Below are 18,335 nucleotides of genomic sequence, written 5' to 3' on the forward strand. Positions count from 1 at the left end.
TTTCACTATGACGACACCCGTAACGAAGTATGAACTGATTATGAATAGCATTCGAGCCAAGATCCTTTCTGGCGTTTATCCCCTGGATAGTAAGCTTCCAAGCGAGGTCAAACTGCAAGAAGAGTACGGAGCGAGCCGCGTTACTGTGCGTCAAGCAGTAGATGGTCTGGTCAGAGACGGCCTCGTTGAACGCGTTCAGGGTAAAGGAAGCTATGTGCGCAAACCGCAACGGGTGAGTCGTCTTGTTCGGGAGAGCACAGTGGAAAGTTTCTCAAAGGTGGCTAAGCAGAGCGGCTTTGTGCCGCATACTAAGGTGCTTAAAGTGGAAAGAGTCCAAACAACTGAAAAACTTAGTCGCCTTTTAACGACAACTTCAAAAAACGTGCTGCATACGGTGAGATTACGTTACTTAGATGATGATCCGATTTTTATCGAAAGTAATTATTATCCCCTACCGCGATTTGCTTCACTTCCAGATTACGATCTTAATGGATCGTTGTACGCGATTTTTAAAGATCATTTTGGCATTCAGTCAATGAGTTCGGATAATACAACTTTGAGCATCAAGACTGCAGATGTGGAAGCAGCTGATTTGTTGAATCGTTCTGTTGGGTTCCCGTTATTTTATCTTGAAACACAGATATTTGATGATCATGACCAAGTCGTCCAGTACGGTGAGCAACTGATCGCATCAGACAGATATCAATTTAAAATTTAGGAGGAGATCGAAATGATCAAGTTTATTCGAGTCGATCACCGGCTGCTACATGGACAAGTTGCGCTATCGTGGTTTGGGGCAACCAATGCCAATTGTATTCTCATTGCCAATGATGATGTGCCAAATGATCCAATCCGCAAAGCGACAATCAAAATGGCTCGTCCAAATGGTGCAAAACTTGTTATTATGTCTATCAAAAAAAGTGTTGATCAGATTAACAGCGGCATTGCTGATAAGTATGATTTGATGATCGTCGTCGAATCAATACACGATGCGTATCGATTGATAACTGGGCTTAAGAATAAGCCAAAAGAATTAAATTTAGGCGGCACTAAGGCGACCGCTGAAACTGAAAACCTGTCCGCAACCGTTAATGTGATACCCCAAGACAAGCAGGAACTCCAACAATTGTCTGATGCCGGCGTTAAAGTTTATATTCAACAGGTCCCAACAACGTCTTCCAAGACGTTGGAGTTTTAGGAGGTATGGGTCATGTTATTAAAAACTTTTTTGATCGGCCTTGTAGCTTTTCTAGGTTATGGTGAGTATTTTTTAACTGGGCGTGGTCAGGTGGCTCGACCAATCGTTATCGGACCATTGACGGGCTTTGTTCTAGGTGATTTGACGACTGGAATTGAAATTGGGGCAGCACTCGAATTAGCTTATATAGGAGTCGTGGAGATTGGGGCGTCCGTTCCACAAGATATGGTTTCATCTGGTGTGCTTGGCACGGTTTTTGCAATTAGTACTGGTAAGGGCATATCTGCAGCTTTAACTTTTGGGTTGCCATTGTCAATGTTGGTATTATTGGTTCAAAATTTGGCTTATGTCTTTGTCGCACCGTTATATGTTGCCAAATGCGATCAGTATGCACGAGAAGGCAATTCTCACAAACTTAGCATGATGTCTTTCTGGGGCGGAACCGTCGTGAACTTTGTGCCATCAACCTTACTAATTATGGCAGCCTATTACTTTGGCACTGGTTTTTCATCCACGATTGTTCACGCTATTCCCCAATTTGTTCAAGATGGGCTAGTTGTTGCCAGTGGTCTGTTACCTGCTTTTGGGTTTGCTATGCTGATTCAGCAGATTCTGCGTAAGGAAATCGTCCCATACCTAGTCCTCGGATTTGCACTCTCTGCATATCTGAAGATGCCGATCATTGGGGTAGCCATCATCGGGATGGTCATCGTCATGATCATGTATTACAACGAAAAAAAGAATAGACCTGCAATGATTGGAGGTTCAAATAATGACGACACAGACAGTTTCTAATCCAGCAGTCAAAAAGAGCCTACGCTCAGTATTCTGGCGCACCTTTACAATGGGCGCTTCATGGGAGTATACGCGGCAGATGGCAACTGGGTATGCATACGCAATGACACCAGCATTGCGGGCAATTTATAAAGATGAGAATAACGCGATGTCACAAGCACTTATCAGACACATGCAATTTTTTAATATCACCAACGTTTTGGCTCCTATTACGCTCGGAACGTCAATTGCTATGGAGGAAGAAAATAATAAAAACCCGGATTTTGATCCAGAGCTAATCAATAATATTAAGGTGAGCTTGATGGGTCCACTCTCGGCGGTCGGCGATTCGCTGATCTTAACAACCTGGCGAATTATCTGTACAGGTATTTCGATCGCACTGTGCAAGGCCGGTAACGTGTTTGGGCCGATTCTTTTCCTGTTGGCCTACAATGTTCCAACAACGATCATCCGATACTTCGGGCTTAAACTTGGCTATGAGCAAGGCACAAGTCTCATGTCTCGGATGAGTGACTCCAATATCATTCAAAGTATTTCAGAAAAAGCTTCAATTCTAGGGATGATGGTTATTGGGGCAATGGTGCCTAGTTATGTAATTGTCAACTCACCAATTCAGATTGGTACCGGGAAAGCCGCGGTTTCATTAATTAAGACCCTTGATCAGATTTTACCGTCAATGCTTCCCATTCTAGCAACGTTGGCAGTAATGTGGATGTTGAAAAAGAAATGGAAAGTCGGCTGGATACTGATCGTCATAATCGCATTTAGCATTATTGGAACTGGTCTTAAAATTCTATCAGCTTAAATTTTTGAAAGGATTGACTGGTATGTCAGAGCTATTATTAATTAGTCATGGCCGCTACTGTGAGGAGCTCAAAAAGAGCGTTGAAATGATTCTAGGTCCCCAAGAGAATATTCTAACTTTGAGTTTAGGACCAAATGATGGACCGGATGACTTTCGCGAGCGATTTGAAAAGATAATGGAATTGTCGGATCATTTTACTGTCTTCGCGGATTTGATAGGTGGGACACCGTGCAATATTGCTGCTAGAGTTTTGATGGAAGGTACAAAGAAGTTTGATCTTTATGCTGGTATGAATATGCCAATGGTTATCAGCTATGTGAATGCTTGTTTTGTTGACAAAAAGGGCTCCTTAGTCAGTGATGCTCAAAACGGAATTGCATGTGTTAATGAAATAATTGAGCAAGCCTGAAGGTGGGAATTTCAGGAGGTTGTTAACTGAAATAATTAGAATTGATAGAGCCAACTGCGCCTTCGTCAAGGCCTGTAACTACAGGTTGGAGTAGCTTATTTCAAATAAAAGATGAAACGTGTACTTATCTGAATCAGATTTCAAACACTTGAATATCTGTATTTAGATAAATAATGGCCACGGCATTCGCTCTGAAAACTAACGGGGTGAATGCCGTAATTTTTATATAAGAGGATCGTAAAAGTGCACCTACGACAGACACATTCATGGATTTTGAAGCAACTGTAGCAGAACTGCTATCGTCTTTAAGACTACTGAATTATATGCTGAACTTGGAATCTGTTTTTCAGAGAGCCTTTTCTATCAGACTTCTAATCGATGTCTGTCTATCTTATTTTGTGTTTACTTCGCTCTGTTTTTAAAATCTAGAATAAGATGATCTGAATCTCTGACAAGAAACCAGACGCCCGTAGGCATTGAAGATTCATCGAATTGTTGGGCAATGGTCGTACCGTTATCTAATTTAGTTAACGACCAGCCTCCACCTCCATCTGGTCCTACTATTCTTCCGGTTCGACCGTGATCATCGATTTTTACATCAAAGAAGGGCCCTTCAGTCGTACTATCTGCTGCCACTTGAATTTTTTCGTTCGAAGAGTGCATCAATTTAAGGTAGCGAAAACCTTCATCTAGAGTCCAGTGCCAACTTGAATTTGGGGAAGCAGTGACGTTGTTGTTCTCTGCCGCAATCTTAGCAAATCCTTGTTGTAACATGGTATTCTGTGTCTCATAAAAATGGAGGTAGTCACCATTTGTCGTCTGTGTTTGTAGGACAAGGGCGTGATTGTCTTTTGTGATCACAAAAAGATACAGCATCGGCCACACAACATTCGGTTTGCCACCTTCAGCTGCCGCAACGACTGTGTAATCAGCGTTGCTTTCTCCTGTAGTAGACCACTTGAGTGTGGCAAAAGAATCAAATACGAGCTCTGTTTTTTGCGTCTCTAAGCTGCTAGGAAATACTGCACCAAGTCTAGTAATTGATTCACTAGCATAAGTTCCCTTAAAAGATTGTCCCATATTTGATTGCCAGTCTTCCATGAAGGCAGTTAGTTTCGTATTTTTTTCTGGAGACCAGATTGTATTTAGATTTTTCATAGAAGATCTTGAAGTGGTTGTTGGGGTAGATTGGGTATGATTTGTAATAGATTCTTTTGGGCGAGCCTTTGAGGATTGTTCCTGTTCACTAGTAGTTTTGTTACACCCTGCGAAAATGACTGTCACTGCAATGACAGCTAAGAGTAAAAGCCTTTTCATAATGATCTCCTCCATATCAGAACAAGTATAGCATGGCTCATAAGTATACGGGATTAAAAGGGCGGTACTCGCAGAACATGCAATTTTATTCACATATTTTGATTTTTCTCTGTGAGGTTGAAGATTCCCTTATTACTGAGCTTAGAATCTCATGTTGTGCTCCATAATGGTTAAGCAGATAAGCCTTAGTCATCATGGAGTTTTTTAGTGTCCACGTAAATTTAATAGATTGAACTTTAAGACGAGGTGTACTTTGTTTCCCAAGTAAAAGAAAAAGGTTCTACTTTTCGGAATGTAAGCGCTTGCCTAGTATAGAAGCTGTAAGGGGGTAAGGCAATGCGAGAAAGATTGACGAATCTTCTGCGAACATTGTTGGACAGTTCAGAGAACTCATTATCGGATTTAAGTAAACAATTCGATGTCACGACCAAAACCATTCGGAATGAGATTCAGGTTTTAAATCAGGTTTTGGCGGAGAAAGAATTGCCTTTATTCGATATCAAAAGAGGTGTTGCTTATAATCACATTTCAACGCAACAGCTGCATTCGCTGTCTGATGTACTTGACTTTAACAGTATTAGTCAAGGTGCATTAACCCCTGAACAACGAAAAGTTTATCTATTGCTGGATTTACTTCAGGCAAAGCATCCCGTTTATCTTGTCGATGAACAGGAAGCGATGCAGATTAGCAAAAGTACGATGGATGCCGATTTGCGCAACTTGCGGGCTGATTTAGCGAAATACAGCTTAACCCTCACAACCAGCCCAAAGTTAGGTGCGCAGATTGAAGGTAATGAACGATCCATTCGTACTATGTTTGGGGATGTCTTAACGCGCCAGCACGCGTTAGTCACTTTAATCAGCCAACAGCTGATCGCCAGTGGCATGTATGTCGACAAAATGAAGGAAGTCTTTAACCAACAAGATGTGACTTACATCAGCGATCTCTTGCTAAGGTGTTTTCCAAATGGTGCTTTGGCCGCGAACGATATGTATCGCCAGCAAGTGACAGTATTGCTCATCATTTGGCTGCACCGAGTGCGTAGCGGCCATTATGTTAAAGACGATGAGACGGCGGTTGACCTTAATAAGGAAAATGCAAACTTCCTCAATGAGTTGATTCAGCACTATGACTTAACGATTGATGTTAGCAGTGAGCTGGGTTACGTCGGCTTTTTGATTAACAGTTTTAATCGGCGCGGGGCGATTGATCTGGACGACTGGGTTAAGGCCCAGATTTTCAGTGTTGCGCTGATGGATTATATGGAAACAGAAATCGGTTTTCCTTTTTCCAAAAATGAAAAGCTTTTTGAAGAGCTATACAACCACATGACTGCTTTGTTCAAACGCCTGTCGCGGAATATGAAAGTGGTTAATCCACTGAAGAAGACCATTCAGCAAGGATATAGTCCAATCTATGACGCCATTAATCGATTCTTTATGACTGGCCGTTATCAGTTGACGATGTCCGATGATGAGAAAGCCTTTCTTGCCATGTATTTTTCGGCAACACAGGCTGAAGATCGGCAGCGTCAAGACTATCAGTATCAAGCCGCGGTTGTCTGCAACTTCGGCACGGCGACTGGTCGGGTTTTAGCAGCCAAACTTGAAGAACGCTTCAACATTGATGTTCTTGCAGTTCTGAGCACGTCAGAAGTGGGAATTCTCCGTAAATTGCCAGTCAGTTTGGTTTTCAAGACAGTCGACATGCCTATTGATGAAATTCCCAGTTTAAAGGTAAACCCGATTCCTTCAGAAGTTGACCTGAATCGCATCGCAGCGTTTTTAAAGAAATATGCAGCGTTGACTAAATATGAAGGCCGGACTTTAGATCCAACTCGGCTGTTTCAAACCATTCTGGACACGCTCAAGGCACATCAAGTAACAGTTGATAAAAGATTACTGGCTGATTTGCAGGCAGCGTTTAAGGATAACCATGTCGAAATCAATGAAAGGGAGGTTCAGCCTATGTTGAAAGATTTAATCAACGACCACCAGATCCTACTTCAACAGAAAGCTGATGATTGGGAAAATGCGATCCGTCTTTCGGCAAAACCATTGCTTGACGAGGATTACATTACCGAGCATTACGTACAAGCGATGATTGATTCAGTAAAGAAATTCGGTCCGTATATTGTCATTGGCCCTTCCATCGCGTTAGCCCATGCGCGCCCGGAAGATGGGGCAAAGAAGTTGGGCGTCACCATCACGACGTTAGCAAAGCCAATTAACTTTGGCAATCCCGACAATGATCCTGTGAAAATCATCTTCTGTCTTGCGGCAATTGACAATTATTCGCATCTCAACGTCATGAAAGCCATTGTTCAACTCATTAATGATCAGCAAAAGGTTGATCAGCTGGCTCAACAAACGGATATTCAGCAATTCAAAACGATTTTATTTAACGAAAAAACCTCAAAGGAGACGATTTAAATGAGCAGGAAATTAACGATTTACTTCATCTGCGGGGCCGGCTTGGGGTCTTCCTTAGCTTGCCAAATGACAGCAGAAGATGTTTTAAATCGCCTAGGTTTAGATGAAAAACTTGAACACGAAGCCATTTCATCAACGCCAGGATTACGAACAGACATTATTGTTTCGGCGGAAAATTTTGCTTCACAATTCAAACAATATGATCTTGATCCAGCTATCAAGTTTGTCTTTTTGCACAACATTGTTGATCCTGCTGAGATTGAAGCCAAGCTTGTGCCGGTCATTAAGGAACTATCCGAAAAAGCCAGCTGATTCAGCACAAACGCGTTAGGAGGAATGAATCATGGTTGTGGTTAACTTTATTATTCAAAATATCCTGACCCAAGCTGCCATCACCATTGCATTAATCGCGATGTTGGGTTTGCTCTTACAGCGTAAATCCTTTGGTGCAGTTTTAACCGGGACGTTCAAAACACTATTAGGCTTCCAGGTGCTTTCTGCGGGATCCGCCACTATTGTCACGGCATTGACTTATTTCGGTAAGATTTTCCAACATGGCTTTCACTTGCAAGGCGTTGTTCCCAGTATTGAGGCGATTAACGGCCAGGCGATGAACACGCTGGGCTTAGGGAATGAAATTGCCTTGACCTTCTTAGGCATCTTTATTGTCAACATCCTGATTGCTCGATTCTCACCGTGGAAATATATCTTTTTGACCGGGCAAGCACTTTTATGGATGTCAACGATGACAGTTGTCGGTGGGAAAATGGCCGGGCTTAACTCTGTGATGACCATTGTTGTAGGTAGTGTCATTGGCGGTATTTTTGCTGTCGCAATGCCTGCCATTGCTCAACCTTTTGTTCGTAAGATTACGAAGGGCGATGCCATTGCGCTAGGCCACTTTTGTACGATCGGCTACATGGTAGAAGCCGGCGCCGCGTGGGTATTTGGTGAACGAGGCGAAAAGAAACATTCGATTGAGGACATTAAATTACCCAAGTACATGGAATTTCTGCAAGACACGTATCTGTCGGTTGCGGTTGTGATGGTGCCGTTGTTCATGATTACGGCGGCTTTCGCAGGCCCCAAGTATGCCGGAAATGGTACGAGTCTGAACTATATCATGAATGCGTTCATGATGGGCATTCAGTTTGTGGTCGGCGTCTACGTTCTGCTTGCTGGCGTTCGGCTCTTACTTGGTGAAATCGTTCCGGCCTTCCGTGGTATTGCGATGAAGCTGGTACCTAATGCCAAGCCGGCACTTGACTGCCCGGTACTGTTTCCTTTTTCACCTAATGCAGTCATTCTAGGCTTCATTACCACAACGATCGGCACTGTCATCGGTATGTTCTTGATGCCGGTTTTCGGTCTGGCGGTTATTCTGCCGGGGATGCTGACGAACTTCTTTGCCGGAGGGACTGCCGGTATCTTCGGTAATGTTGTCGGTGGTCGGCGCGGCGCCATTATCGGCGGAATCATTCATGGCCTATTCATCACATTATTGCCGGCGCTACTGGTAACGGCCTTGACCTCGTTTGGCTTCGTGAATGCGTCGGCAACGGACTCAGACACCATTGTTGCCATGCTGATGTATGCGTGGATCCTGACGCCGATTCTTAAAGCAGTTTAAAGAAAGGAGCACGATCATGTTTGGCGGTTTGTTTAAAAAGAAAGAGGATCAGAAATCAGCGTCTGCGGTATCTAAAATGCACGATCAACCAATTTCACCAACTGATACTGCAGATCTGAAGGAAAAAGTCGCCAGTTTAACGGAACAAATCAAGCAAACAACGGACGATAAAGAAAAGCGGCATCTTTTATACAACCAATTAGGCGCTGCACAAGCGAAATTAGGGAACGATTTGGCGGCCATTGCTGCGTATGAGGCGAGCATCAAGGATAAAGAGGAGTTTGGTGATGCTTATAACGCCTTGCTGAATCTGTATGAGGTACAGCGGAAACAAGCGGCAAAAGCCAAGAATGATGACGACATTCAGAAATGGGTTAGCAAAACAGATGCGTTGCTTGATATGTCTAAACGCGTCATGCGGTCTGGTTTTGGCTATTAATTTGGGAGGCAATCATATGTACAAGAATTTAAAACAATTAATGGATGAAGCACAAGCACTCGATTACACAGTTGGTGCCTTTAACGCGCACAACTTAGAGATGGTGCCGCCGATGATCATGGCAGCTAAGGACGCGGGCTCTCCTATTATCATACAAACCAGTGTGGCAACGGCGAAATATGTCGGTATGAAGAACTTTGTCGCTGTTTGTAAGTCGATGGCGCAAGACTTATTAGTTGATGTTGACCTGCATCTTGATCATGCCAAGTCGTTTGATGCTATCAAAGAAGCGATCGATGCCGGTTATTCTTCGGTGATGTTCGACGGTTCGGCGCTACCAAACAAGGAAAATATGGAACGCGCTCGGCGTGTGGCCGACTATGCTCACGAACATGGTGTCTCTGTCGAATGTGAAATCGGAACAATCGGCGGAACTGAAGAAGGCGTAACGGTTAAGGAAGGTCGTTACACAGATCCGCAGCAGGCGATTGCGTTCTTGAACCATGTTGATGTTGAAGCACTAGCAGTCGGCGTTGGTACGCATCACGGCCAATTTAAATCAAAAACCAAATTGAACTGGCCTCTAATTGAAGAATTGCATCAGGAAATCAGTACGTCAATGGTCATTCATGGTGGCACTGGCGTTAATGAAGCCGATTATCATCGATTAACTGAGAACGGATTCCGAAAATTCAACGTTGGGACAGAGTTGTTAGTTGGTTGGACCCGCAAAGCAAAAGAGATGTTTGCCCAGACAGAAGTCAACAACTCTCTGCGCAACAACATCGAGCCATGTAACCAAGTCGTTTATGATATCGTCAAGCACAAAATCGGGCTGTTCTTAAATAAGGACGCAGAAGTTCCAGTGAACGCATAAAGCGATAGGAGGAGATGGCACGATGGCTGATAATACACAAGTTTTGGTTCTGTTAGCAGGCGCCCCTGGTACTGGCAAAACGTATGCGGCAAACAAGATTATGCAGGCAATCAGCGGGTTCGTGTCGCTGCCGCTCGATCTTTTTAAAGAGCACCTCTACGATGAGCTGGGTTTCGATAATCTTCAGGAAAAGCAAACGCTTGATGCTGAGGCAAGGACGCGTTACTACCGTGGCATTGATATTCTCATGAACGAACACAAAATGATTCTAGGCGATTATCCGTTCAGCCGTCTGCAAAAACCAGCCCTCAAAAAGTTGGCCATGAAGAATCATTACCCAGTCATCACAATCCGATTAGAAGCAGACATCAAAATACTCTACAATCGCCAGCGTCAACGTGACCTGTCTGATCCCCGCCACCTTGGCCATCTCATGAATCATTACCATCGCGGTGATACCCTTGAAAGTATTAACGAGAAACCCGATGGCATGCCTTCGTTTGAAGTGTTCAGCAACCGAGTGAGTGATCGCGGCTATCAGAATTTTCAGATTGGCAGGCTGATCAGGGTGGACGTGAATGATTATGCGAGGGTGGATTATCAGACGCTGGTGGCGCAATTGAACGAGTTTTTGAAGGCGTCGGATGTCGGGGAAATAGGTTGAAGATATGAGACTACTTTATTGACGAGTCTGTAAAACCTATCATAAGACTTGGAGGTTGAGAAGAGATCATCGAGATAAACCCCCTGATGATCTCAACCGCGAGTTAGGAAGCTAACCTTGCATGGCTGGCTTTTTTCTGTTAGTGACAAGGATTACATTCAGCAAGGACGAATATGAGCCTTGACACATACTGAAGCGGACAAAAACATACTGAAGCGGGAAAATAGTACAAAAAACTTACTGGTGCAGACAAATAGTTGACCAATCTGTCATTTCTAACGTATAATTTAGAGGTTGAGAAAAGGCCACCGGGAGGCACCCCGATGACCTCAAACACGGTTCAGATGACATGTGGGGAAGCTAACTTTGACGGTTAGCTTTTTTGATTATCGCATACGCTTTAGCGCTACTGGTAATCAGTATGCTTAGCGCGATAATAATCGACGCCACATCCAAGTGGCAACCCCCTCTGTCTCCTGAGTCTGGCATGGCCATCACCTCCACGATTCAAAAAAATGTTGAGTGGTGTGTGCCATCCAATCCGCTAGACTAAGAAGTGTGGGTAATTACTCCTCTTTCTTTGTCATGATTTTAGTCTATAGGTTGTTGCGTATGCAGTCAATAAGAACACATTGCAAACTTTAAACGCTTTAAGTAGAGATACCACTTATGGTCGACATGTTTGATTTTTCAGCTCAAGTATTGAGGGTGTGTGCCATTACTATAGCTCTGTCTGGTAAACTTACCGGACAGGGCTATTTTTTTAATCAAATATGTACACGAATACACAAGAACTGTTTTCAAGATTTCACTATAAGTGCTTATTTACAGGCAGTGTGAGTCGAAAGGCTAAAAATTACTGATGAGCAGCCTTGACTAGTGAATGAATTCACTTACAGTAGTTATTAGGAGGTTAGGATGATAGTGTCATTTACAACCGAAACCACTTGTTTGTTCTCATAGCGCAAGAATACGTCATTCACGACACTTATAATCTGAGAACGCTCGGAATTTTGGACACGGCTGCCAAGAAAGCATTCGATCCAGACCTTGAGGGCATTTGGGACATTTACATGTTGGATCGGAAGGGAAAGAACGCGCATGATTAAGATTTTACTGGGTTTAATTGTACTTATTAACTTAGGCTTTCTTTTTTACTTTGTCCGTGACTTATTAAGGCACCGCTCGGAAGTCATGACGGAACCGGCGACGACGTGGGCCTTGCCATTCACTTCATTTCTGATTTTTCTGCTGTCGACTTTTGGCATTTCCGATTTTGCCATTAGCACTGCGCTATATCCCAAGGTCAAATGGGTGTCAATCAAAAAGCTGCCTGGTACCTTGAATACGCAATGTGTTATTCCGGTGGCTGCCATGGCGCTTTCGTACATTACCGCCATTACGGTTGACATAAAGACGTTGGCGATCTGCATCATTGCGGCGGTGATTGGTGCCTATATCGGGCCACGGTTTGTGGTTAAGTTGCCCGCTGACACGATTAAGAAGTTTGTCACGGCTGGCCTGCTGATTGCGGCGCTGATGATCTTGGCAGGCAAATTTAACTGGATTCCCGCTAATGGAACGGTCACCAGTTTATCTGGTTGGAAGCTGATATTGACTGCCATTTTATTGTTCGTTTACGGCGCGCTGAACAATATCGGCATTGGCTCGTATGCGCTGACGATGGCGACTGTGTATGCCATGGGGCTCAACCCGTCCGCGGCTTTTCCCATCATGATGGGTGCCGCGACTTTTTCTGTTTCGACAAGTTCCATTCAATTCGTCAAGTTGGCAGATTATAGTCGGAAGATCACCTTGTTTACATCGACTTTTGGCGTTTTAGGTGTTTTGGTTGCCGTTTTCTTTGTGAAAAGCTTAGACACCAGCATGCTGCAATGGCTGGTGATTGTGGTGCTGCTTTATTCCGCCGTCAGCATGGCATTGTCGCTGCGGCAAAAAGAAGAAGCGTAACTCGTTGACTAAATTGAGGATGATGGAGGTCATATGATGCGGATTTTAACGAAAAAAGATGTGCAGGCAGTTTATACGATGAAAGATGCGATCGCTGACGATAAAATTGCGCTGGCGGCTTATTCCAAGGGGGATGCGACTGTGCCATTGCGGACCAACATTGATGTTCAGGCGGAGCATGGCCAAAGTCTTTACATGCCGGGCTATGCTGCAGGCGAGCAACCCGCGCTCGGCGTTAAAATTGTCTCCGTTTATCCTGATAACATCGACAAGGGCTTGCCGAGTGTCCCAGCGACTATGGTTAGCCTGGACCCGAAGACCGGCATTGTGTCGGCGATCATTGACGGGACCTATCTGACGCAGCTGCGAACCGGTGCGCTGCAAGGGGCGGCGACCGATCTGCTGGCTAACCCTGATGCTAAAGTGGCCACGCTAATTGGGACGGGTGGTCAGGCACCGACGCAGCTGGAAGCGATGCTCAATGTACGCCAGTTAACGCGTGTCTATGTTTCCGATATCGACCACGACCGCGCGACAAAATTTGCCCAAGACATGACCGATCGTTTCGGTAAGCAGTTCAATGTCGACATTTTGCCAGCCAATGATCTTTCCAAGGCGATTCGGGCATCGGATATCATTACATCAGTTACGACTTCAAAGCAGGCAACGTTTGATGCAGCTGATGTACAACCCGGCACCCACATTAACGGCATTGGCGCCTATACGCCAGAAATGCATGAGATTCCTGCTGCACTTGTTCAACGGGCAGACAGTGTCATTTTCGATACCATGGACGGCGTTTTGGCGGAAGCCGGCGATATGATCACGCCGCTGAAAGAAGGGTTGGTCACAAAAGCGCATTATGCCGGCGAACTCGGGCAGTTGATTAATGGCAAAATCAAGGGTCGGCAGCGACATGATCAAGTGACGCTGTTTAAAGCCGTTGGCACAGCCGTGTTGGATGTGGTTGTGGCTGAGAAGATTTTGCAGGCGGCGGATAAGCAGCATGTGGGGACGAGTGTGGATCTTTAGTGCTGAGTAAAGTGTGTTTGCAAAGCCAGATCAGTCAGTAGATTGACGAAATCAGATTTAACCAGCCAACTACCCTTGAAAAAGTTCCATACCACAAAAAAGCCGCCCCGATTTTCCTTTTCGAAAATCAGGACGGCTTTCTCATGCACTAAAGGAGGAAAATAACGAACTGTTAATGTCAGTAGTCAACAACCACCGACTAACTAGAACCCGCCTTCACTATTTTCGGCATCACGTACGGACAATCCCGCTTCCTTCAAGAAATCAGCGAACGGCCGCAGATCTTGCGCTTCATACCGTTTGACGAATGCATCGATTTCTTCTTGGGAGAATTTGGCTGGGTCGAGTTGCAGCTTTTCAACTGGCATTGGCCGATCGCCGGAGATCACTGCGTCAATTAAAACCGGTTCTGTTTTGGCGATCTCTTTTGCCTTGGCGAAGGTTGGCGCCAGGTCTTCGATTTTGGTAACCCGGAAGCCTTTCATGTTGACGGCTTTGGCAACAAGGCTGAAGTCAATGTCATCGAATTCGACACCGATGAAGTCGTTTTTGTTGGTGTCTTCTTGCTCATCTTTAATGAAGGCGTATTGCTTATTGGTGAAGATTACGTTGATGGCTGGCAGGTGGTATTGAACCTGGGTGACTAGATCCTGCATGGTCATCGCTGCACCGCCGTCGCCAGACAGGTTGAAGATTTGACGATCCGGGAAGTCCAGTTTGGCAGCGATGGCCCCGGGGATGCCGACGCCCATCGTTGCGAATAAGTTGGATGTGAAGTGACGATTTTTCGGCGTCAAATTCAAATTGCGGTTGGCATTCAAGTTGATGTCGCCAACGTCAATCGAGAAAATCGCATCTTCATCAGCAATATCATTAACTGCCTTCAGAACCTGATAGGCTTGTAGCTCGCCGAATTGCTTATTTTCGAGTTTGCTGAGGTAGTCACGCCAGTTTTTCCGATTAGCCAGATTGGCTTTCCACCACGGCGTTTCCTCGCGTTCGCTGACTTGCTCAAGCACTTGCTGCAAGGTTGCTTTGGCGTCAGCTAAAATGGCAACTTCTGCCTGATGACGTTTACCCAATTTAGCCGGATCAACGTCAATCTGTAAGAAATGCTGGGTGTTTTTAAACGCATTCGAGACTTCCGCAAAAGGATAGTTATTCCCGATAAACAGCACCGTGTCTGCTTGAGCTAGAGCCTCATTCGCCGGCTTTTGGGCGACACGGTTGGCCGAGCCTAAGTATGCTGGGTAACTGTCAGGAACAATGCCTTTAGCAGGATAAGTACTCATAAGCGGAATCTTCAGCAATTCGCTGAGCTGTTGCAGCTCCTTGCCGGCGGTGTATGCGCCGATGCCGTAATAGATGACCGGGCGTTTGGTGTCAACTAATTGTTGCGTCAGCTTTTTCACCAAGTCAGGATCGGGAACTGGCAGCAGTGGCTTTTGGTGATTGATAGCTGAAGCATACCAGCTATCTTGCGGAATCTCCTGCCATGGCAGATCAACTGGAATTTGCACCACGGACACGCCTTGGTTGGCATAAGCGCGGCGAATAGCTTCATCAATCACGTGTGGCAGGGTTCTGGCGCTAACAGCGGTCACGTTATAAGCGGCAACGTCTGCATAAATCGGATTTTCATTCATTTCCTGAAAAGTATCCATATTCATACCGGTCGTGCCGAACTGACCGATCAATGCTAGCACCGGCACATGGTCTTCGCGCGCATCGTACAACCCGTTCATCAAGTGCGTGCCACCCGGTCCAGCTGAGCCAAAGCAGACGCCGATTTTGCCTGTCAACTTCGCATCAGCTGCCGCGGCCATCGCCCCGACTTCTTCATGCCGAACCTGAATATAATGGATGTTTTCCTTTTCTGCAGATAAAGCATCCATGATTGAATTAAACGAGCCACCCGGAATCCCGTATAAATGATCCACCTGCCATGCTTCCAAAACCTTCACCACGGCAAGACCAGCGGCAATGGTTGAACGATCATTGGTCATTTTCAAACATCTCTCCTCGTTGTTGTTGAAATATTCTGCACCATTAAATTTTGCACAATCTAACGGTTTTAATATAGCATTACTTCAAATTAAGGGCAAGCGCTTACACATTGAGAGGCGTTGTGGCGCTGTTTTTTTGGTGTTTTTTGGGAAAGGCGGGGGGTTTTTGTTTGTCTGTGATGTGGTGGTTCGAGTTCTTGGAATATTGGGGAAAATGGTACCTCAATGTTTTGGGTGCTTGAATGTTAGGAATAAAAGACTAAGGTCCTGGGTGGCATGAATATTGTTATATTGTAAAAGAACAGCTTAGTCAGGTGAGTCTGACTAAGCTGTTCCAGTTGCTATAAAAGCTAATTGGCTTTACTTAACTTTGTTATAAAACGCCATTGATTTAAATACGAGATCACGGAATTTTGGTAGATTGATTTCAAATGCAACGTCAACATTTTTGCTTTTACCAAGGACGTTATCATAATCGACAACGGTGCTCCCAGCAGAAATGCCATGGTCAGTATCGATATCAACATGCATCGACACAATTCGGAATAAGCTAGGATCAATGATATATGCCATTGCACAAGGATCATGCATGTGGACGCCTTCAACATGATCTGGTGCCGCCAAGAATGGCTTTGTGGTCGTGAGATTGAAAAACTTGAGCAGGTTAGCCATGACTTCTGCTACGGGATTACCGATCGTTTCAATGTATTGAATGTCCTCATTAAAAAGTTGGGCTTTTAGGGTAACATCTAACCCGAACATTGCAGTAGGAATCTCTGAATCTACGACTATTTTTGCAGCTTCGGGGTCAACATATATGTTAAATTCGGCCTGTGGTGTAATATTTCCTCCAAAACATGCACCGCCCATGTATGAGATTTGTGCAATCTTTCCCTTTAGTTCCGGATGGGATAGTAGAAAAATCGCCGCATTGGTCATTGGACCTGTAACCACGAGCGTCACCGGCTCAGTACTTTTACTTAAAATATCAGCAATCAGATCATTAGCACTGGTTGATAATGGAGGAACTGAAGGATCAGGTAAGTCAGCACCATCAAGGCCCGTTTTTCCATGGACATCTTCAGCGATGATGAGTTCTCTCAGTAAAGGCCTCTGTGCCCCCATTGCTACTGGAATGTCCTCTCGGTGTGCAAGTGCAAGTAGTTTACGGGCGTTAGCAAACGTCCTTTCAGGTTTCTGATTTCCTGCAGATGTTGTAACTGCTACTAAGTCAATGTTTTCGGCAGCAATGGCCATTAACATCGCCATTGCATCATCGTGACCGGGATCGCAATCTAAAATAACTTTTCTCTTATTCAATGACGTATCCTCTCTTTCCAAATCACTTAGCATCTTTAGGAGCACGACTGTAAATTACTTTATGGAAGATGATATAAATTGCCAGCGCGGCTAGCACGATGATACCGCCAACTAAGAATACATTGGCATATGTTGAAGCTTGCCCTGCTTTAACACCAGCAGGACTGCCACCGGACATAACGCCAGAAGCCATCATGTTTCCAAAAAGTGCCACTCCAATTGAACCTGTGATGGCTTGAATCAGATCGTTCAATCCGAGAACACGCCCTGATTCTTGTGCGGATACTGTCAATGTTGCTGTATCAACAATTGGTGAATAAAAGAAAGAAGTTCCGAAATAGTAAATACATGGTGCTATTGCAAGTGCGGCAATTTTGCCATAGGGAATTGCGAAGGCAATTGCAATCAAACCGAGTCCCATAAAGCTAAGTGCAAGAATGATTGATACGGTTCTGCCCATTTTTTTAATTAACGGACCACAGAAGCCAAGCACGGCAGCAACGAGGATGGACCAGACTAATAAGTTTGAAACTTCTGCGGAACTAATGTGAAATACATTTAGGCCGATTGCATTGACACCGGCATTCAACGTGTAGCTGAAGAAATAGCCTACGAAGATAACCGTCATAGTTAAAATAAACGCAGGATTTTTAAAGAAGCTTGGAGTAATAAAGGGATGCTTTGCCTTGTTAATGTAGATGATAAAGGCAATTAATGTCACTACTGATGCGATCGCCCAAAGCCAATTCATATCAGTGAAAAACATAGTCACGGCGCCCGCAAATAAACCGATTAGCGTAAATCCGATCCCATCAATTCGTGCTCCCTTTGCATGCTGGTCAGGTAAATTTTTAGCAAGTGCTGGAATAAATGCTACTGCTAAGATAGCGGCTGCAAAAAGCCATCGCCAATCAATTGCTTCAACATAGCCCGCCAAAACGACACCGATTGCCGCAGAAAAACGGAATACCGCGACAAAGATCTGGTAATAGATGACGCGAGCAGCTTTAGAAACATATTTTGATACGAGGACTAGGAAAACCGAGCCGGCAACTTGACCACCAGCAGATTGGAGTACCCGCGCAATGACGACTGCCCAGATATTCATCGGTCCAAAGATGAATCCGATGACCGATCCCACAACGAAAATCCACGTACCTAATAGTGTCATTTTCTTAAGGGATATAAAGTCGCCTAATGAGCCATAAATTACGCAGACAATACCTAGAACAATACCGGGAATGGAGGTGATTAAAGGCGCTGGACAAGTGTTGATCATCAATGTTGCTAATTTGCCGAATCATAACTGTAGTATGCTTTTCAGTTAAATAAACTAACCATGTGGAAGCAACAATGGCAACACTTATAAGCAAAGTGACTTTTAAAATCTTTTTGAACATAGGCCATCTCCCATCGGGCTATAAGTTTATGGTGGGGTT

At 44.6% G+C, this 18,335-nt stretch carries 17 protein-coding genes and 1 pseudogene; 14 read left to right on the forward strand and 4 right to left on the reverse strand.

All coding sequences use genetic code 11. The annotated features are described in order from the left end of the window. Positions 1-7: 7 nt before the first annotated feature. The 5 genes from LACZS1_RS02190 to LACZS1_RS02210 are packed head-to-tail and all read left to right on the forward strand — an operon-like array spanning position 8 to position 3,207. The gene (locus LACZS1_RS02190; RefSeq protein ID WP_070650675.1) at positions 8-718 is read left to right on the forward strand and encodes a GntR family transcriptional regulator; all 711 of its coding nucleotides are present in this window, start codon (positions 8-10) and stop codon (positions 716-718) included. Positions 719-730: 12 nt separating this feature from the next. Continuing rightward, positions 731-1,198: a PTS sugar transporter subunit IIB gene (locus tag LACZS1_RS02195; protein ID WP_070650676.1), complete on the forward strand. Its 468-nt coding sequence runs from the start codon at positions 731-733 to the stop codon at positions 1,196-1,198. A 12-nt stretch (positions 1,199-1,210) separates the two neighbouring features. Beyond that, positions 1,211-1,993, forward strand: a complete 783-nt coding sequence (locus tag LACZS1_RS02200; RefSeq protein ID WP_070650677.1) for a PTS mannose/fructose/sorbose/N-acetylgalactosamine transporter subunit IIC — start codon at positions 1,211-1,213, stop codon at positions 1,991-1,993. Further along, on the forward strand, positions 1,971-2,798 hold the full coding sequence (locus LACZS1_RS02205) for a PTS system mannose/fructose/sorbose family transporter subunit IID (RefSeq protein ID WP_070650678.1): 828 nt from the start codon (positions 1,971-1,973) through the stop codon (positions 2,796-2,798). The genes LACZS1_RS02200 and LACZS1_RS02205 overlap by 23 nt, the downstream gene beginning before the upstream one ends. Before the next feature lie 22 nt (positions 2,799-2,820). Continuing rightward, on the forward strand, positions 2,821-3,207 hold the full coding sequence (locus LACZS1_RS02210; RefSeq protein ID WP_070650679.1) for a PTS sugar transporter subunit IIA: 387 nt from the start codon (positions 2,821-2,823) through the stop codon (positions 3,205-3,207). 402 nt (positions 3,208-3,609) lie between these two features. On the opposite strand, the gene LACZS1_RS02215 is transcribed toward LACZS1_RS02210, so the two are convergent. Next, the gene (locus LACZS1_RS02215; protein ID WP_070650680.1) at positions 3,610-4,524 is read right to left on the reverse strand and encodes a DUF4767 domain-containing protein; all 915 of its coding nucleotides are present in this window, start codon (positions 4,522-4,524) and stop codon (positions 3,610-3,612) included. A 336-nt stretch (positions 4,525-4,860) separates the two neighbouring features. Here LACZS1_RS02215 and LACZS1_RS02220 point away from each other — a divergent pair, with 336 nt between their 5' ends. The 9 genes and pseudogenes from LACZS1_RS02220 to LACZS1_RS02260 all read left to right on the forward strand — a co-directional run bounded on the left by LACZS1_RS02220 (position 4,861) and on the right by LACZS1_RS02260 (position 13,570). Then, on the forward strand, positions 4,861-6,957 hold the full coding sequence (locus tag LACZS1_RS02220; RefSeq protein WP_070650681.1) for a BglG family transcription antiterminator: 2,097 nt from the start codon (positions 4,861-4,863) through the stop codon (positions 6,955-6,957). After that, on the forward strand, positions 6,958-7,269 hold the full coding sequence (locus LACZS1_RS02225; RefSeq protein WP_070650682.1) for a PTS sugar transporter subunit IIB: 312 nt from the start codon (positions 6,958-6,960) through the stop codon (positions 7,267-7,269). 31 nt (positions 7,270-7,300) lie between these two features. Then, positions 7,301-8,587, forward strand: coding sequence for a PTS sugar transporter subunit IIC (locus tag LACZS1_RS02230; protein ID WP_070650683.1), 1,287 nt, complete (start codon positions 7,301-7,303; stop codon positions 8,585-8,587). A 16-nt stretch (positions 8,588-8,603) separates the two neighbouring features. Continuing rightward, on the forward strand, positions 8,604-9,026 hold the full coding sequence (locus LACZS1_RS02235; protein ID WP_070650684.1) for a hypothetical protein: 423 nt from the start codon (positions 8,604-8,606) through the stop codon (positions 9,024-9,026). 16 nt (positions 9,027-9,042) lie between these two features. After that, positions 9,043-9,903, forward strand: coding sequence for a class II fructose-bisphosphate aldolase (locus tag LACZS1_RS02240; RefSeq protein ID WP_070650686.1), 861 nt, complete (start codon positions 9,043-9,045; stop codon positions 9,901-9,903). A 22-nt stretch (positions 9,904-9,925) separates the two neighbouring features. Further along, positions 9,926-10,567, forward strand: coding sequence for a P-loop nucleotide/nucleoside kinase family protein (locus LACZS1_RS02245; protein ID WP_070650688.1), 642 nt, complete (start codon positions 9,926-9,928; stop codon positions 10,565-10,567). A gap of 920 nt (positions 10,568-11,487) precedes the next feature. After that, a pseudogene (locus tag LACZS1_RS02250) lies at positions 11,488-11,676 on the forward strand (TrmB family transcriptional regulator); the annotation flags it as partial. After that, positions 11,669-12,538 (forward strand): sulfite exporter TauE/SafE family protein, encoded by an 870-nt coding sequence (locus tag LACZS1_RS02255; protein ID WP_070650690.1) that lies wholly within the window; start codon positions 11,669-11,671, stop codon positions 12,536-12,538. The pseudogene LACZS1_RS02250 and the gene LACZS1_RS02255, both read left to right, overlap by 8 nt. A 36-nt stretch (positions 12,539-12,574) precedes the next feature. Next, positions 12,575-13,570, forward strand: coding sequence for an ornithine cyclodeaminase family protein (locus tag LACZS1_RS02260; RefSeq protein WP_070650693.1), 996 nt, complete (start codon positions 12,575-12,577; stop codon positions 13,568-13,570). Between the two features lie 203 nt (positions 13,571-13,773). On the opposite strand, the gene spxB is transcribed toward LACZS1_RS02260, so the two are convergent. The 3 genes from spxB to LACZS1_RS02275 all read right to left on the reverse strand — a co-directional run bounded on the left by spxB (position 13,774) and on the right by LACZS1_RS02275 (position 18,175). Further along, positions 13,774-15,576 carry a pyruvate oxidase gene (gene spxB, locus LACZS1_RS02265; protein WP_070650694.1) on the reverse strand — a complete coding sequence of 601 codons (1,803 nt, stop codon included), beginning with the start codon at positions 15,574-15,576 and terminating at the stop codon, positions 13,774-13,776. Between the two features lie 360 nt (positions 15,577-15,936). Continuing rightward, a complete protein-coding gene (locus LACZS1_RS02270) occupies positions 15,937-16,896 on the reverse strand; it encodes a nucleoside hydrolase (protein ID WP_269461172.1) in 960 nt (319 codons plus the stop codon). A gap of 22 nt (positions 16,897-16,918) precedes the next feature. Beyond that, positions 16,919-18,175, reverse strand: coding sequence for an MFS transporter (locus LACZS1_RS02275; protein WP_274804283.1), 1,257 nt, complete (start codon positions 18,173-18,175; stop codon positions 16,919-16,921). Between the last annotated feature and the right edge of the window lie 160 nt (positions 18,176-18,335).

Source organism: Lacticaseibacillus zeae subsp. silagei, from assembly GCF_030770335.1.
Classification (GTDB): domain Bacteria; phylum Bacillota; class Bacilli; order Lactobacillales; family Lactobacillaceae; genus Lacticaseibacillus; species Lacticaseibacillus zeae.

Excerpts from the sequence above, each read along its gene's own strand:
- LACZS1_RS02190 (WP_070650675.1), top strand. The coding sequence starts at position 8 with ATGACGACACCCGTAACGAAGTATGAACTGATTATGAATAGCATTCGA.
- LACZS1_RS02195 (WP_070650676.1), top strand. The coding sequence starts at position 731 with ATGATCAAGTTTATTCGAGTCGATCACCGGCTGCTACATGGACAAGTT.
- LACZS1_RS02200 (WP_070650677.1), top strand. The coding sequence starts at position 1,211 with ATGTTATTAAAAACTTTTTTGATCGGCCTTGTAGCTTTTCTAGGTTAT.
- LACZS1_RS02205 (WP_070650678.1), top strand. The coding sequence starts at position 1,971 with ATGACGACACAGACAGTTTCTAATCCAGCAGTCAAAAAGAGCCTACGC.
- LACZS1_RS02210 (WP_070650679.1), top strand. The coding sequence starts at position 2,821 with ATGTCAGAGCTATTATTAATTAGTCATGGCCGCTACTGTGAGGAGCTC.
- LACZS1_RS02215 (WP_070650680.1), bottom strand. The coding sequence starts at position 4,524 with ATGAAAAGGCTTTTACTCTTAGCTGTCATTGCAGTGACAGTCATTTTC.
- LACZS1_RS02220 (WP_070650681.1), top strand. The coding sequence starts at position 4,861 with ATGCGAGAAAGATTGACGAATCTTCTGCGAACATTGTTGGACAGTTCA.
- LACZS1_RS02225 (WP_070650682.1), top strand. The coding sequence starts at position 6,958 with ATGAGCAGGAAATTAACGATTTACTTCATCTGCGGGGCCGGCTTGGGG.
- LACZS1_RS02230 (WP_070650683.1), top strand. The coding sequence starts at position 7,301 with ATGGTTGTGGTTAACTTTATTATTCAAAATATCCTGACCCAAGCTGCC.
- LACZS1_RS02235 (WP_070650684.1), top strand. The coding sequence starts at position 8,604 with ATGTTTGGCGGTTTGTTTAAAAAGAAAGAGGATCAGAAATCAGCGTCT.
- LACZS1_RS02240 (WP_070650686.1), top strand. The coding sequence starts at position 9,043 with ATGTACAAGAATTTAAAACAATTAATGGATGAAGCACAAGCACTCGAT.
- LACZS1_RS02245 (WP_070650688.1), top strand. The coding sequence starts at position 9,926 with ATGGCTGATAATACACAAGTTTTGGTTCTGTTAGCAGGCGCCCCTGGT.
- LACZS1_RS02255 (WP_070650690.1), top strand. The coding sequence starts at position 11,669 with ATGATTAAGATTTTACTGGGTTTAATTGTACTTATTAACTTAGGCTTT.
- LACZS1_RS02260 (WP_070650693.1), top strand. The coding sequence starts at position 12,575 with ATGCGGATTTTAACGAAAAAAGATGTGCAGGCAGTTTATACGATGAAA.
- spxB (WP_070650694.1), bottom strand. The coding sequence starts at position 15,576 with ATGACCAATGATCGTTCAACCATTGCCGCTGGTCTTGCCGTGGTGAAG.
- LACZS1_RS02275 (WP_274804283.1), bottom strand. The coding sequence starts at position 18,175 with ATGATCAACACTTGTCCAGCGCCTTTAATCACCTCCATTCCCGGTATT.